The sequence below is a fragment of the Mycobacterium sp. E136 genome, assembly GCF_001666865.1.
Taxonomy (GTDB): Bacteria; Actinomycetota; Actinomycetes; order Mycobacteriales; family Mycobacteriaceae; genus Mycobacterium.
Genome location: NZ_LZJE01000251.1, coordinates 26,982 through 40,137, shown reverse-complemented (window position 1 = coordinate 40,137; position 13,156 = coordinate 26,982). Strand labels below are relative to the sequence as shown.

The 13,156-nt window shown below is 68.6% G+C and carries 13 protein-coding genes and 1 pseudogene; 6 read left to right on the top strand and 8 right to left on the bottom strand.

The genetic code is table 11. The annotated features are described in order from the left end of the window. A pseudogene (locus A5698_RS16870) lies at positions 1–319 on the bottom strand (peptidase M13); the annotation flags it as partial. Further along, positions 316–1,629: a nucleotide disphospho-sugar-binding domain-containing protein gene (locus A5698_RS16865; protein ID WP_068299179.1), complete on the bottom strand. Its 1,314-nt coding sequence runs from the start codon at positions 1,627–1,629 to the stop codon at positions 316–318. The gene A5698_RS16865 and the pseudogene A5698_RS16870, both read right to left, overlap by 4 nt. A 123-nt stretch (positions 1,630–1,752) precedes the next feature. On the opposite strand from A5698_RS16865, the gene A5698_RS16860 reads away from it, so the two are divergent. Together A5698_RS16860 and A5698_RS16855 are read left to right on the top strand one after the other, a co-directional pair. Beyond that, on the top strand, positions 1,753–2,343 hold the full coding sequence (locus tag A5698_RS16860) for an Rv1363c family protein (RefSeq protein WP_067083180.1): 591 nt from the start codon (positions 1,753–1,755) through the stop codon (positions 2,341–2,343). Beyond that, positions 2,340–3,029 carry a hypothetical protein gene (locus tag A5698_RS16855; RefSeq protein ID WP_067083182.1) on the top strand — a complete coding sequence of 230 codons (690 nt, stop codon included), beginning with the start codon at positions 2,340–2,342 and terminating at the stop codon, positions 3,027–3,029. Before A5698_RS16860 ends, A5698_RS16855 begins: the two co-directional genes overlap by 4 nt. 23 nt (positions 3,030–3,052) lie before the next feature. On the opposite strand, the gene A5698_RS16850 is transcribed toward A5698_RS16855, so the two are convergent. From A5698_RS16850 to A5698_RS16840, 3 genes are read right to left on the bottom strand one after another with little or no spacing between them, the layout of a single operon-like run. Beyond that, positions 3,053–3,448, bottom strand: a complete 396-nt coding sequence (locus tag A5698_RS16850; protein ID WP_068299175.1) for a CoA-binding protein — start codon at positions 3,446–3,448, stop codon at positions 3,053–3,055. Positions 3,449–3,469: 21 nt separating this feature from the next. After that, entirely contained in the window at positions 3,470–3,976 is a 507-nt protein-coding gene (locus tag A5698_RS16845; protein WP_068299172.1) for a helix-turn-helix transcriptional regulator, read from the bottom strand. After that, positions 3,973–6,879 carry an MMPL family transporter gene (locus A5698_RS16840; protein ID WP_068299169.1) on the bottom strand — a complete coding sequence of 969 codons (2,907 nt, stop codon included), beginning with the start codon at positions 6,877–6,879 and terminating at the stop codon, positions 3,973–3,975. Before A5698_RS16840 ends, A5698_RS16845 begins: the two co-directional genes overlap by 4 nt. Positions 6,880–7,237: 358 nt before the next feature. Between A5698_RS16840 and A5698_RS16835 the strand changes: the two genes are divergently transcribed. The 4 genes from A5698_RS16835 (at position 7,238) to A5698_RS16820 (ending at position 10,489) form a co-directional block, all read left to right on the top strand. Next, complete coding sequence (locus A5698_RS16835; RefSeq protein ID WP_068299167.1) at positions 7,238–7,810, top strand: hemophore; 573 nt, start codon at positions 7,238–7,240, stop codon at positions 7,808–7,810. Positions 7,811–7,999: 189 nt separating this feature from the next. Further along, the gene (locus A5698_RS16830; protein ID WP_067083190.1) at positions 8,000–8,374 is read left to right on the top strand and encodes a heme-binding protein; all 375 of its coding nucleotides are present in this window, start codon (positions 8,000–8,002) and stop codon (positions 8,372–8,374) included. 63 nt (positions 8,375–8,437) lie between these two features. Further along, the gene (locus A5698_RS16825) at positions 8,438–9,106 is read left to right on the top strand and encodes a response regulator transcription factor (RefSeq protein ID WP_197500548.1); all 669 of its coding nucleotides are present in this window, start codon (positions 8,438–8,440) and stop codon (positions 9,104–9,106) included. A gap of 36 nt (positions 9,107–9,142) precedes the next feature. Next, on the top strand, positions 9,143–10,489 hold the full coding sequence (locus A5698_RS16820; protein ID WP_197506805.1) for a HAMP domain-containing sensor histidine kinase: 1,347 nt from the start codon (positions 9,143–9,145) through the stop codon (positions 10,487–10,489). On the opposite strand, the gene A5698_RS16815 is transcribed toward A5698_RS16820, so the two are convergent. The 3 genes from A5698_RS16815 to A5698_RS16805 are packed head-to-tail and all read right to left on the bottom strand — an operon-like array spanning position 10,445 to position 13,114. Further along, the gene (locus A5698_RS16815) at positions 10,445–10,822 is read right to left on the bottom strand and encodes a DUF3054 domain-containing protein (protein WP_068299165.1); all 378 of its coding nucleotides are present in this window, start codon (positions 10,820–10,822) and stop codon (positions 10,445–10,447) included. The two genes, A5698_RS16820 and A5698_RS16815, sit on opposite strands and share 45 nt — an antisense overlap. Beyond that, positions 10,809–12,068 (bottom strand): M23 family metallopeptidase, encoded by a 1,260-nt coding sequence (locus A5698_RS16810; RefSeq protein WP_068299163.1) that lies wholly within the window; start codon positions 12,066–12,068, stop codon positions 10,809–10,811. The genes A5698_RS16815 and A5698_RS16810 overlap by 14 nt, the downstream gene beginning before the upstream one ends. Further along, positions 12,050–13,114, bottom strand: a complete 1,065-nt coding sequence (locus A5698_RS16805; RefSeq protein ID WP_068299161.1) for a lysylphosphatidylglycerol synthase transmembrane domain-containing protein — start codon at positions 13,112–13,114, stop codon at positions 12,050–12,052. Before A5698_RS16805 ends, A5698_RS16810 begins: the two co-directional genes overlap by 19 nt. Between the last annotated feature and the right edge of the window lie 42 nt (positions 13,115–13,156).

Here is a 13,156-nt window from a genome sequence, read left to right as displayed (position 1 = left end):
GCGCGGCGACGGCCTGCTCGTCCATGAAGCTGGCGTACAGATCGCCGATGCGCTGTTCGTCGCTGCCCTGGGCCGCGTTCGACGCCGCCGCGTCGGTGCCTGATGTCGCCGCCGCTGCTGCTCCGGTGATCAGATCGCGGACCTGCTCCTCCGCGCGGTCGTACAGCGACCGGAACGCACCGTCGGTGGCGCGGTCCCCGGGCATCTGATACTCGGTCAGCCAGCGGCCGTTCACGTAGCCGAACAGGTCGTCTTGCGGGCGGGCGTCGGCATCGACGTAACTGAGGTCGATACCGGATCTGATTGCTTCTACCGTCACCCCACCAGGGTGCCAGAACCCGTGGCGGGTCTCCCGGGTCGCTGCGGCACCGCGAGACCCTCGAGCGTCTCGGCGATGCGGTCGAACGCGTTCACCGCGCTGATCTCGCGGCGCACCCGGCGCACGGCGATGCGGTAGGCGTCGGTGCCGAGGATCTCGTCGACGGCGCCGGCGATCGCGGCGCGTGCCGGCCGTGAGGTGCCAAGGTTGACGCCGACCCCGGCGTAGCCCACGCGGGCCGCGACCTCCGGTTTGTCGGCCGAGCCGCCGGCGACGATCAGCGGGATACCGTGCGACAACGCCTGATGCACGCCGCCGTAGCCGCCGTTGGTGATCATCACGTCGACGTTGGGCAGCAGTTCGGCATAGGGCAGGAAGTCGGTGACGCAGGCGTTGGCGGGCACCCGGCCGGGGATCGTCGTACGACCCCGCCGCCCCGTCGTCGCGACCACCCGCAGATCCTCGCGATCGGCCAGCGCCTCGACGGTCGGGACCACGAGCGCGTCGAGGTCCTCGTTGTCCCACGTGCCCTGGCTGACGTGCACGACCGTGCGCCCATCGGCCGCCGGTTCCCACGGCAGCCCGTGCCGATCGGCCGACGGTCTCGGGATGACCGGGCCGGTGTAGACGACGGTCGCGGGCAGGTCGCTGCGCGGATACTCCAGCGACGGCACCGTGAACTGCAGCAGCCGGTCGGCGAGCAGTGGCCAGTCCGTCAGGAACACCGGAGACGGCGGGGCGTCGACCGCGGCCAGCGCGCCGTTCAGATCGGCGTGGACGTCGCGGAACATGACCCGGTGCGTCACCCACGTCATCGGTTCGTAGTTGAGGTCCGACCGTGGTGCCCACGCCGTCCCGAACGGCGGAGCGTCGGCGCTCGACAGGGTCAGCGGCCCGACCCCGCAGACCAGGATCCACGGCCGTGGCCGGTGGCCCGTCAGCAGCGGCAGTGCGCCGGTGAACGCGACATCGCACAACACCGCGTCGAAGCGTTCCTGCGCAAGCGCTTTACGCAGTGCCCAGTACTGCGCGGCCAGCGGATCGATGAACACCGAGCGCATCTCGGCGCGACCCCGATACCAGCGATCGAGCAGCGCAGGCACGCCCCGCAATCCGGTGTCGTCGCGCCTGGGATGGGCCGCGTCGGGCAGATCGATCGCGAACAGGTTCCGCTCGAGCACCGCATCCCGATGCTCGGCGCCGGTCAGCACCGTGACGCGGTGACCGCGCTCTTGCAGGTCGGCAGCGACGTACAGCAGCGGCATCACATGCCCGGGGATCGGGCTGGCGGCGATGAGGTAGTTGGCCACGCAATCCCTTCGGTCGGCCGGTCGCGAGCCTGCATACCCCGCTTCGACCCTCTTGAGCGCGGGGCGGGTTGTGACATTGACCGCTCACCGGCGTCCGGGCCGCAGCCCGGTACCCTCACGCGCATGCCCGAGGACGAGCCCACCGCGACCGAGGACGGTCCCGTCTTCACCAGTTACGGCATTGCATCAGCGGTACTGGGCGTGATCGCGGTCGTCGCGGTGGCGCTGGCCGCGCTGATCTGGACCCAGCACCGCGACGACACCGACGAACTGCGGTATCGCTCGCGCGTCATGCAGACCGCGGCCGACTGGACCAACGTGCTGATCAACATGAACAAGGACACTGTGCAGGCCGACATGGTCAAGCTGCACGAGGGCACGGTCGGTCAGCTCAACGCGGACTTCGATGCGGCGGTCGAGCCGTACCGCAAGCTCGTGCAGACCCTGCAGGCGAAGACCGCCGGCCAGATCGACTCGGTGGCCGTCGAATCGATCTATCACCCGCCCCCTGGTCCCGACGGGGCGCGTCCGCAGCGGCCGCAGCCCGAGATCTCTGAATTCGCTTCCCGCACCGACACGGTCATGGTGGTGGCGACGTCCATCAGCGAGAACGTCGGCGGGGACAAGCCGAAGACGGTGCGCTGGACGCTTCGGCTGGACGTGTCCGACGTGGACGGCAAACTGCTGATCTCGCGGTTGGAGCCGATCCGATGAGGAACGTCTGGCGGGTCGCCGCATTCGACGTCGCTCCTCCGCTGGCGGCGGTGGCGGCGCTGGTCTACATCGGCATCGCGCTGGCCTGGCCGGTGTGGTGGGTGTCGGTCTGTTCGGTGCTGTGCCTGCTGATCGTGCAAGGCGTGGTGGTCAACGTGGTGCTCGCGCGCCGCGACGCGGTGACGGTCGGCACCGACGACGACGGCCCGGGGTTGAGGTTGGGAGTGGTCGCGGTCGCGACGGCGGCGGTGGCGGCCGCGGTGCTCGTCGGGTACCTGAAGTGGACGGTGCCGGACCGCACGCTGCGCAACGACAGCGCCGACGTCGTCGGCATCGCCAGCAGTGTGGCCGAAGCGTCCGCCACGTTCACCCCCCAGAGCCCGACCGCATCGATCGACCGCGCGGCGGCGATGATGGCCCCGGAACGCGCCGAGGCGTTCAGAAACGAGTTCTCCTCGGTGGCAAAGGATTTGACCAGCCGCAACGTGTCCGCGCAGGCGAGCACCGTCTCGGCGGGCGTCGAAGCCATCGGCCCGAACGCCGCGAGCGTCGCGGTGATCCTGCACGCGACGCAGAACTCGCCGGGCAAGCAGCCCGACACCGCGGTGCTGGCGCTGCGGGTCACCCTGAGCAAGAACGACGGTCGGTGGTTGGTCGACGACGTGTCGCCGATCCACTCACGCTGAGCGCCTGGCCTCCGGTCGAAGCGTCAGCCGAGAAGTCGGGCGTGGTCGACCTTGACACAGCGGTCCATCACGACCGTCAGGCCGGCGGCCTCACCGTCGCGCGCGACCTGTTCATCCCACAGGCCGAGCTGCAACCACAACACCTTGGCGCCCACCGCGATGGTGTCCTGCAGTACCTCGGGAAGGTGCTCGCGGCGCCGGAACACGTCGACGAGGTCGGGCACCACCGGCAGGTCCGCCAGTGACGGGTAGACCGGTGTGCCCTCGATGTCGCTGACGGTCGGGTTCACCAGATACAGCTCGTAATCGCCCGCCGCCTTGAGGTAGGTCCAGATCTCGTGGCTGGCGCGGGCGGGGTTGGGTGATGCGCCGACGATCGCCACCGAGCGGGTCTTTCGCAGGATTTGTTCGAGGTCCATTCCCGGCGTATACCCAGCGCGTCAGTTGTGGGGCCGGGACGATCGCATCCGGGCGAACCGCTCGGAGAGCCGCTTCATGCGCACCATCAACGACGCCGACGGGCTGGTCTTGCCGCTGAGGAAGGCCGCGAAGTCCTCGGCGGGCACACCGATGCGCGACGCGAACTCCTGGCGGCCGAGCCCGGAGTGCTCCAGCAGCGCGCGGATGTGGCGGGCCACCTCTTCGCGCTCGTTGGCCTCGAGGTGTTCGCGGGTGCGGGTGAGGACCTCGGCCAGCGCCTTGGACACGCCGTAGGGCCGCGCGGTCTCGAGCACCTCCTCGACCTGACGGGCGGTGCGTCCGAACGGATCCCGTTTGATCGCTGCGACGATGCGCTGCCACACGGCCAGGTCGTCGGTTTCGAGGGCCGAGCGGATGGCTGCGGTGGGCCAGAACTCGACCGGACGCTCGTCGCCCGCCGGCTTCGCGGCCTGACCTTCGGAGACCCCCTGGCGGCGGGTATCCCGGATGTCGGGAGTCACCGTCACCTCGCCTCCTCCAGCATCGCGACCGCCACCGACAGGCAGCGCTCCCGAACCTTGGCCCACTCCGCCTCCGCCTCTGGACCGGACATCCGGGTGTCGTGCTCGTCCGACGGCTGCGGGTCGGCCAGTCGGCGCACCAGCTGAGTCGCCACCCATTGTTTCCTCGCCTGCGAACCAGAGTAGTACCGGTCCATTGTGCTCAGTACTTCTGCCGCGGTGCGCGTGTCCATGCACTCGACCAGATCGGCGAACTCCGCGTAGTCGCGTGTGGTGTTGCGGCACATGATCAGGTAGCCCTTCAACCGCAGCGTCTCCGCGCCCGTCGGGATCTGCAGGCGGTCACCGGTCGGCAGCTGGACGTTGGTGGTCTCCATCGGGCTGCGCCGCTCCATGGTCGCGTGCTCGCATTCCGATGCGGTCTCCAGCGCGTCCAGCGCGACCGCCAACCGTCCCCGCCACATGGTCACCGGATGCACGGGCGGCGGGGCGGTGGCCAGCGCGGTACCGCCGCCGCCGTTGCGGTGCCCGGCGTTGAGCCGCCCGGCGCTGCGCATCTTCACCGTCGGCGCGCTCGGTGCACATCCGCTGAACGCCAGCGGATCGGCCACCGTCACGGCCTGCGGTACAAGGGTCTTCAGCTTGGCCGCCGACTTGACGACGGTGCGCAGCTCGGATCCGGTCGGTCCGAGCGACGACAGATCGTCGGGGATGATGATCAGGTTCGGTGTGTCGACCTTGGGTAGCGGCTTCTCGAAATCGACCGACGGCAGGACGCGGGCTAGCCACTGCGGCAGCCACCAATTCCACTCGTCGAACATCGCCATCAGTGCGGGCACGAGGACCAGCCGGACCACCGTCGCGTCCACCGCGATCGCCACCGCGCAGGCCACGCCCAGCTGCGCGACCAGCGGCATGCCCGCGAACGCGAACCCGATGAACACCGCGATCATGATGAGGGCGGCGCTGGTGATGGTCCGCGCGCTCGTGCTGACGCCGTAGGCCACCGCGTCGCGGGTGTTGCGTGTCAGCAGGAAGCGCTCCCGGATGCGGGTCAGCAGGAAGATCTCGTAGTCCATCGACAGGCCGAACGTCATCGCCAGCACCAGGGGCGGGATCGTGCTGTCCAGCGACGAGATCCGATCGAAGCCCAGATCCTCGAGCCAGCCCCACTGGAACACCGCGACGAGGCTGCCGTAGGCGGCGGCGACCGACAACACCGTCATCAGCACGCCCTTGATCGCCAGGACCACCGAGCGGATCGCCACCAGCAGCATGCAGAACGCGATCAGCGCCACGAACACGAACACGAGCGGCTGCTTGACCGACACCTGGTCGTCGAAGTCCTTGATCAGCGCGGTCGGGCCGCCGACGTCGATCTTGACGTTCTCGGTTCCGGCCGTCGACGGCAGCTCTGCACGCATCCAGTCGACGGTTTCGCGGGCCGCCATGTCCTCGGGATCGACCGACAGCACCGCCGAGAGCAGCGCGTGGCGGTAGTCCTCGCCGAACGACGGCGGGCTGACCGACACCACGCTCGGGCCCTGGGCCATCCGCTGGCGGATCGCGTCGAGCAGCGGCTCCTTCGCCGGCGCCGATGCGGCGTTGCCGTCCGGGAACGCCACCAACACCCGCACCGGGCCGAGCGCGCCCGCACCCAGGGCTTCGGCCGCGGCGTTGACGCCGCCGCGGATCTCGTGGGTCGGCTCGAACTGCCGCTGCATGCTGTTGCCGAGCATCATCGAGAACGCGGGTGCGGCCAGCGTGATCAGCAGCGCCGCGGCGGCCAGCGCCGACAACCATGGCCTGCGCATCACCCAGCCGGTCCACCGGGTCCAGAACCGGGACTGGGTGCTCTCCGGGCGCCTCGACCAATGCAGGTACGACGAGCGCCGCGCCGCCGACCGGCCGAACGTCGCCAGCACGGCCGGCGTCAGCGTGGTGGAGGTGAGCACCGCCACGGCGACCGCGAGGATGGCGCCGGTGGCCATCGACACCAGCACGGGGGTGTGGATCAGGTAGATGCCGGTCACCGACGCGATGACGGTCAGCCCGGACAGCACCACCGCAAGGCCGGACGTGGCCATCGCGGCGTCGGCGGCCTGATCGGGGTCCCGGCCGGCGCGCAGCTCCTCACGAAACCGCATGAGGATGAACAGTGAGTAGTCGATGGCCAGCGCGATACCGAACATCGACACCGTCGACGTCACGAACACCGACATCGTCGTGAACATCGACAGCAGGTAGACGAGCCCCATGGTCACCACGACGGTGCAGATACCGAGCACCAGCGGCACGGCCGCGGCGGCCAGCGATCCGAACACCGCGAGCAATACGATCAGGACGATCGGAAGGTTCCACCGCTCGGCCTGGGCGATGTCGTGTTTGGTGGCCTGGGTCGCGGCGGCGCCCAGGGCGCCCTGACCGATGACATACAGCTTGACCTTGCCGTTCTCGATCTCGCCCGGGTCCTCGCCGTTGATGCCGACTTTGTGGCGCAGCTGTTTGGCGACGTCGACGGCGCCGGTGTTGTTGAAGTCGAGCTGCAACGTGACGACGTAGGGCCGGTCGGGTTGGGGTGGTGGCTGCTGCGGGTTCGGGACGATCTTGACGCTGGGCACCTCGGCGGCCAGGCGTTCGAGGTGGGCGACGGCGTCGTTCATGTCCTGGTACGACGCGTCGGCGCGCGGTGCGGCCACCAACGCCAGCGGCGACGCCCCCTGATCGGGGAAGTGCTCTTCGAGTTCGCGTTGCACGCGCAGCGACTGGGAGCCCTCGACCTCGAAACCGCCGCCGGTGAGATGGCTGGACTGGTTCAGCGCCAGCCAGACCGACGGGACGAGCAGGAGCACCCATACGGCGAAAACCGCCCAGCGATATCTGCGCAGTTTGCTGCTCAAGCGCAACATGAATTGCTGGATTGGATTCCCCGCTTTCTCCCCGGCGTTTCGTAGCCGAAGCGTACATCAACCTGCGGTAAGGTGCCCCGCCCTTCGGTGTCCTCTCAGGGGCCTCGAGCAGTCTGCCAGCAACGTCTCAAGATCGCCCGATTCGTTCTCGCGAACAACGCGATCGGCGTTACCGCGGACACCCGCCGGGGTGGGTTCGCGGGGGTCGCCGCCGGGCAGAACTGGCGGGGGTCGTGCGCTGGGTGGCAGGATGAGCTTCGGCCGTTTTCGGCGTCGGGGACTGATTGCCGTCCATCGCGAGAGCATTTGCGGACCGTTCGAGATCGTCGACACGTCCGCAAATCGTTAGGAGTTGTCCATGAAAACGACCCCCCGGCTGATTCGTCGTGGCTTCGTCGGCGTCGTCGCCGCCTCCGCAGCAGGCGGGGCCGTGGCGGCCGCGCTGGTGTTGCCGTCCACGACGTCGTTGCCGTCGGCCACCGCCGCCGAGGACCCCTGCGCCGCCAGTTCGGTCGCCAAGACCATCGGAGACGTTGCCAACTCCACCGGCGAGTACCTCGAGGCCCATCCGCAGACGAACCAGGCGTTGACGACGATCTCCAAGCAGCAAGCCGGACCGCAGTCGCTCGGCGCGCTGAAGAACTATTTCGACGCCAACCCCCAAGTCGCCAAGGACATGCAGCAGTTGCAGCAGCCGCTGACGAGCCTGTCGGGTAAGTGCAAGCTGCCGTTCACGCTGCCTCAGGTGATGGGTCTGATGCAGGCCGCGCAGCAGGGCGGGGGCCTGCCCGCGAGTTTGCCGGCGCAGGCGCCCACCCCCAAGGCGCCGACGGCGACCGCGCCGGGCGTCACGACGCAACAGCATGGGGCGTCACCGGTTTCGCAGGGCAGCGCGCCTTCGCCTTCTTCGGCGATCGCCGGTCTGCCCTGACCGGGGACGACGCGTAGCCAACGTCCGCGGGCGTTCTAGGCTGCGGATTTCGCTTTTTCGGCGATTCGTTGACCGCAAGGCAAGAAAGTCTGCGGACATTCTGCTTAGCTTTTCTCCGTTGGTCCCTGTTGGTAGACGTCGCAACCGCAATGGTTACGACCACTCCACTTCCGATGAAGGAGCTCACCCATGTTTCTCTCGGCCCGTTCTGCGCGTCGTGCGGTTGCTGGCGCGGTCGGCACTGGCGCGATTGCCGGTGCGATGTTCTTCGGCGCCATGCCGCTCGCGGGCGCCGAGCCGCCGAACTGCACCGCGGCCGATCTCGCCGGTGTGGCTTCCGGCGTCTCCGCCTCCACTTCGGCTTACCTGTTCACCCATCCGGACGTGAACTGGTTCTTCACCAGCCTGGAAGGTCTGCCGCGCGAGGACGTTCGGGGCAAGGTGCAGGACTACCTGAACAACAACCCTCAGGTGAAGGCCGAGCTGACCGGTATCCGCCAGCCACTGGTTGACATCAAGAACCGCTGCGGCGACACCAACGGCGACGGCATCGCCGACAGCTAGGCCTTCGTTCGCTTGGCTTCTGGGCCGTCCGCTCAGCAGGAAGGTGCGGGCCGCACTGTGCTGATGGTCGACGACGACCCGGATGTCAGGACCTCGGTCGCGCGCGGTTTGCGCCACTCGGGGTTCGACGTCCGGGTCGCGGCGACCGGTAAGGAAGCACTGCGGCTGCTCTCCAACGAATCGCACGATGCGCTGGTTCTCGACGTACAGATGCCCGAACTCGACGGGGTCGCCGTCGTGACCGCGCTGCGGGCGCTGGGAAACGACATCCCGATCTGCGTGCTGTCCGCGCGCGACACCGTCAACGACCGCATCGCCGGGCTGGAAGCCGGCGCCGACGACTACCTGACGAAACCGTTCGACCTGGGCGAGTTGGTGGCCCGGCTGCACGCGCTGTTGCGCCGGGCCAGCCACTCCGATCACCAGTCGGACACCATGACGGTCGGGCCGCTGACCATCGACACGGCGCGCCGGCTGGTGTTCGTGGCGGGGGAGCGCGTCGATCTGACCAAGCGCGAATTCGACCTGCTGGCAGTGCTTGTCGACAACGCCGGTGTGGTGTTGAGCCGGCAGCGGCTGCTGGAACTCGTGTGGGGCTACGACTTCGACGTCGAGACCAACGTCGCCGATGTGTTCATCTCCTATCTGCGGCGCAAACTCGAACGCGATGGGCTGCCGCGGGTGATCCACACCGTGCGCGGTATCGGCTACGTGCTGCGGGAAGAGGCCTGAGACGAGCTTGCGAGCCGAACGATCGGGCACGGCCGAGTGAAGACGCCGCGGATTCTGCGGTCGGCGTCGCTGCGCACCCGGGTGGCCGTCGCGGCGGGCGCGGCCGCGGCTGCCGTCGTCGCCACGTTCCTGGTGCTGACGTCGGTGGTGTTGGCGAACAACGATGTGGCCCAACTCGATCGGCGGCTCGATTCGATCATCGACGCCAGCGTGTTCCCCGATCAGAGCCAAGATGTGCGCCGCGGGGTGTTGACGACGGGCCGGTCGCGGTCGACGGGGGAGGTGGTGTTCCAGCGCGGTCTGCAGTTGCCGCCGCTACCGCCCGGCACCGCGACCGTCGAGGTCAACGGCGTTGAGTACCGGGTTCGCACGATTCCGCTGAACCAGGACGGGGGGGTGTTGATGTCGGTCGGCATCCGAGCCGACAGTATCTTGTTGAGCCCCAGAAGGATTCCGCTCTACACCGGTGTCGGAGTCCTGACCGTCCTGGTGGCGGCGGGGTTGGGCTGGCTGCTGGCGGGACCCGCGGTGCGCCCGCTGCGGAGGCTCACCGAACACACCAAGAAGCTCGGCAGGGACAGCACCGACATGCCGGAGGTGCACGGTGTGCGCGAAGCCGAGGACCTCTCCGAGGCGATGTCGGGGATGCTCAACCGGCTGGCCGCCGCGCAGCGGGCCACCACGAATTCCCTTCAGGCCGCGCAGGATTTCGCCGCCAACGCCGCACACGAGCTGCGCACCCCGCTGACCGCGATGCGTGCCGACATCGACACGTTGCGCATCCACGACCTGCCCGCCGACGAGCGCGACGAGGTGGTGCAGGACCTTTCACGGGCTCAGCGCAGGGTCGAGGCCATCATCACCGCGCTCGGTCAGCTCGCCTCGGGGCAACTCGCACGCACCGAGGACCGCGAACTCATCGACGTGGCAGAGCTGTTGGACCGGGTGGCGCGTGAGAACGCCCGCGCCGGCGGCGCCGTCGAGATCGAGGTCCAAGCCGACGACGACCTCGGCACCATCTGGGGCTGGCCGGGTGGCCTGCGCCTGGCGGTGGACAACCTGCTGCGCAACGCGATCGCCCACGGCAGGGCGAGCCGCATCGTGCTGGCGGCGCACCGGAGGAACGGGACGATGACGATCGTCGTCGACGACAACGGCTGCGGGCTGCCTGCCGACGAGCACGAGACGGTGCTCGGCAGGTTCTCCCGCGGCAGCACCGCAGCACCCGGCGGTTCGGGTCTGGGGCTCGCCCTAGTGTCCCAGCAGGCCGTGTTGCACGGCGGCCACATCGAGCTTTCCGACGGTCCGCTCGGTGGCCTGCGCGCGACGCTGACGGTGTCAGCGGCGAGTCATGACCAGGATTCCGGCGCGCCAGCCGAGTAACAGCACCGCTGTCGCAACCGACGCCACCACAACGAAACTCGGTGCCACACCGGCGGAGGTCAGCTTGCGCAGCAGCATCCCCACCACGATGGTGCATACCCACACCGCGACCCCGGTCGGCGCCAGCGAATAGGGCCGACGCCATCCGAGGGACAGCAGCCAGCCGGCGAGGGCACCCGTCACGAACGGCCATGCGGTCTCGGCGATGCCTGCGAGGTTCAGGCCCTCGTCGTGGCTGCGCCGTCCGATCGCGGCGAACACGATCAGGCAGACGACATCGGTGGCGAGGGCTGTCAGCGCGGGCCGAGTCTGTTCGCGGCTATCGATCGGCATATGTCATCACATCCAATTGCAGTGGCATGGCGTGCTTTTCGTCACGAGCGGCGAAACCGGGCTGAAGTCTCGCGGTTTCTCCCTCGAAGAGGGGGGCGATCACGTCGTCACCGTCGACGATTCGCGCGTCGAGCCGAAACGCGTCGAACACGAACGGCAATCCGTTGGAGCCCAGCGGGTCCGGTGAGCTCATCACCTGGAAGTGCAGGTGCGGTGCGGTGGTGTTGCCGGTGTTGCCGACCTTTCCGATCACCTGGCCCGCGGTCAGCCGGTCGCCGGGCTTGACCGCGACGGTGCCGGTCTTGATGTGCGCGTAGAGCGCGTAGTTCCCGTCGCCGAGATCCTGCACGACGTGGTTGCCTGCGTACTGGTTCAGCGGTAGGCCGGTCGGGTTGCGGCCGGGCACCTGTTCGGGAAGGCCGTCGAGCACCGTGACCACCGGACCGTCGCCCGCGGCGTGAATGTCGGCGCCGAAGTAGGCGAAGCTCTCCAGCTTGGACGCGTTGCCGGTGACCAGTCGTCCGTCGGGAGCGAGTTGGACGTAGTCGATCGCGAACCGTTCCGCGGCCCACAGTCGGCCGTTGAGGGGGTTGAGTGCGGTGCGGTGGTCGCTGGTTCCGCAGCACCCGCCGCCGTCGACCCAGCCCGGTCCGGCCAACGGGGGCCGGAGGACGATCGGCTCGCGGGGTTGCACGTCCACCGGCGCGATGTCAATGGTCTGGTCGGCGGGGAAGAGCGGTTCCATCGGGTCGGGGTTGCTCAACGCGACGGCGTGGGTGAGGCGGGTCGGCATCTGCGCGTCGTCGTCCAATACGACGTCGAACCACACGACCGCCGTCTGTGCGGGCCCGATTGTGGTTGTCGGGCTTGGGGTTCCGAGTATCCGGGTCCACTGCGCCAATTGATCCTCGCCGAGGTCGAGCAGGACGACATCGCGGTCGAGCACGGTGACCGACTTCAGGCTCAGCTGGTTCGGCAGCGTGTTGGTCAGGGTGATTTCGTACACCAGATGCTTCTTGCCGTCCGTGGCGCGCACCGGCACGGGTTGGCTGATCGCGTCGCCGACGATCGGGGTCGCCACTGACGGGGCGGGGCCGCGGCGTGGTCCTTGAGGCGGGGGTGAGGCCGTCGTCGTCGTTTCCGGTGACGACTCGGTCGGCGACGTCAGTTCGGCCGGCTGCATGGCAGGCGAACAGGCGGCGATCAGTGCCGCGGCACCGAGGACGGCTATCGCTGGTCGGCGCATGCGTCGGGGTCGACGTCGGTCTCGGTGCGGAACATGAAGAAGAACACCACCCATCCGATCGCCGCGATGAAGATCCAGCTGACGAGCCGGTAGATCAGCATCGCGGAGATCGCCGAGGCCAACGTCATCCCGCTCGACACCAGGCCGGGCACCAGCACCGCCTCCACGACGAGCAACCCGCCGGGCATCAGCGGGATCGAGCCGACCGCGCGGGCGGCGACGTAGGCGACGATCACCCCGAGCAGCGACGGTTTACCGCCCGCCGCGAAGCACGCGAACAGCAGCGTCCCCACGCCGGTAACCAAGGTGAACATCGACCAGGTGAACGCGATGGACAGCTGGCGCCTGCTCAGCTTCACCGACTCGAGCTGCGCCAGCGTCTCGCGCCATTTGGTCAGCCCGTTGTGGGCGGGTTTCGCGCGCACGTAGTTGACCCACGACAGCACCCGCACTCCGATGCCGTCGAGCAGATCCGGCCGGGAGGCCACCGCCTGCGCCAGCACGATCAGCATGACGAAACCAGCCAGCGTGAAGATCAACGAGAACGGGTTGTGCTTGGCCCCCAGAAAGAACGCGCTGCCGAGCCCCAGCAGCGCCAGGCTGATCACCTGCAGCGCCCCGGACATCACCAGCTGCCACGAGGCGATGACCGGCGTCGCACCCCAGAGGCGCTGCTGTCGGTAGATGAACGTCGCCGAGAGCACCGGTCCACCGGGAAGCGTCGTGCTCAGCGAGTTGCCCGCATAGAACGCGGCCTGCGAACGCCATTGCCGCACCGGCACTTCCGCCGACCTCAACAGCTTGCGCTGGATGTCGCCGAAGAAGTGCATGGAGGCCATTGCCGTGCCCACGGCCGCCAGCACCCACCACCAATCCGCGGTGTAGAGGCTGTGCCACGCCTTGGCGAGCTGATCCCACACGAGTCCGAGTTCGACGCTCAGCACGATGGCCACGAGGGCGAGGACGGCCCACCGCAGCCACCAGTACCTGCTGCGGGTGGAGCGCCCCTGGCTGTGGGCCGCACTCGCGGGCGCGTCGTGTGCCACGGGGTAAGGGTAGTGCCTGGTGACGCCGTTTCCCGAGATCCG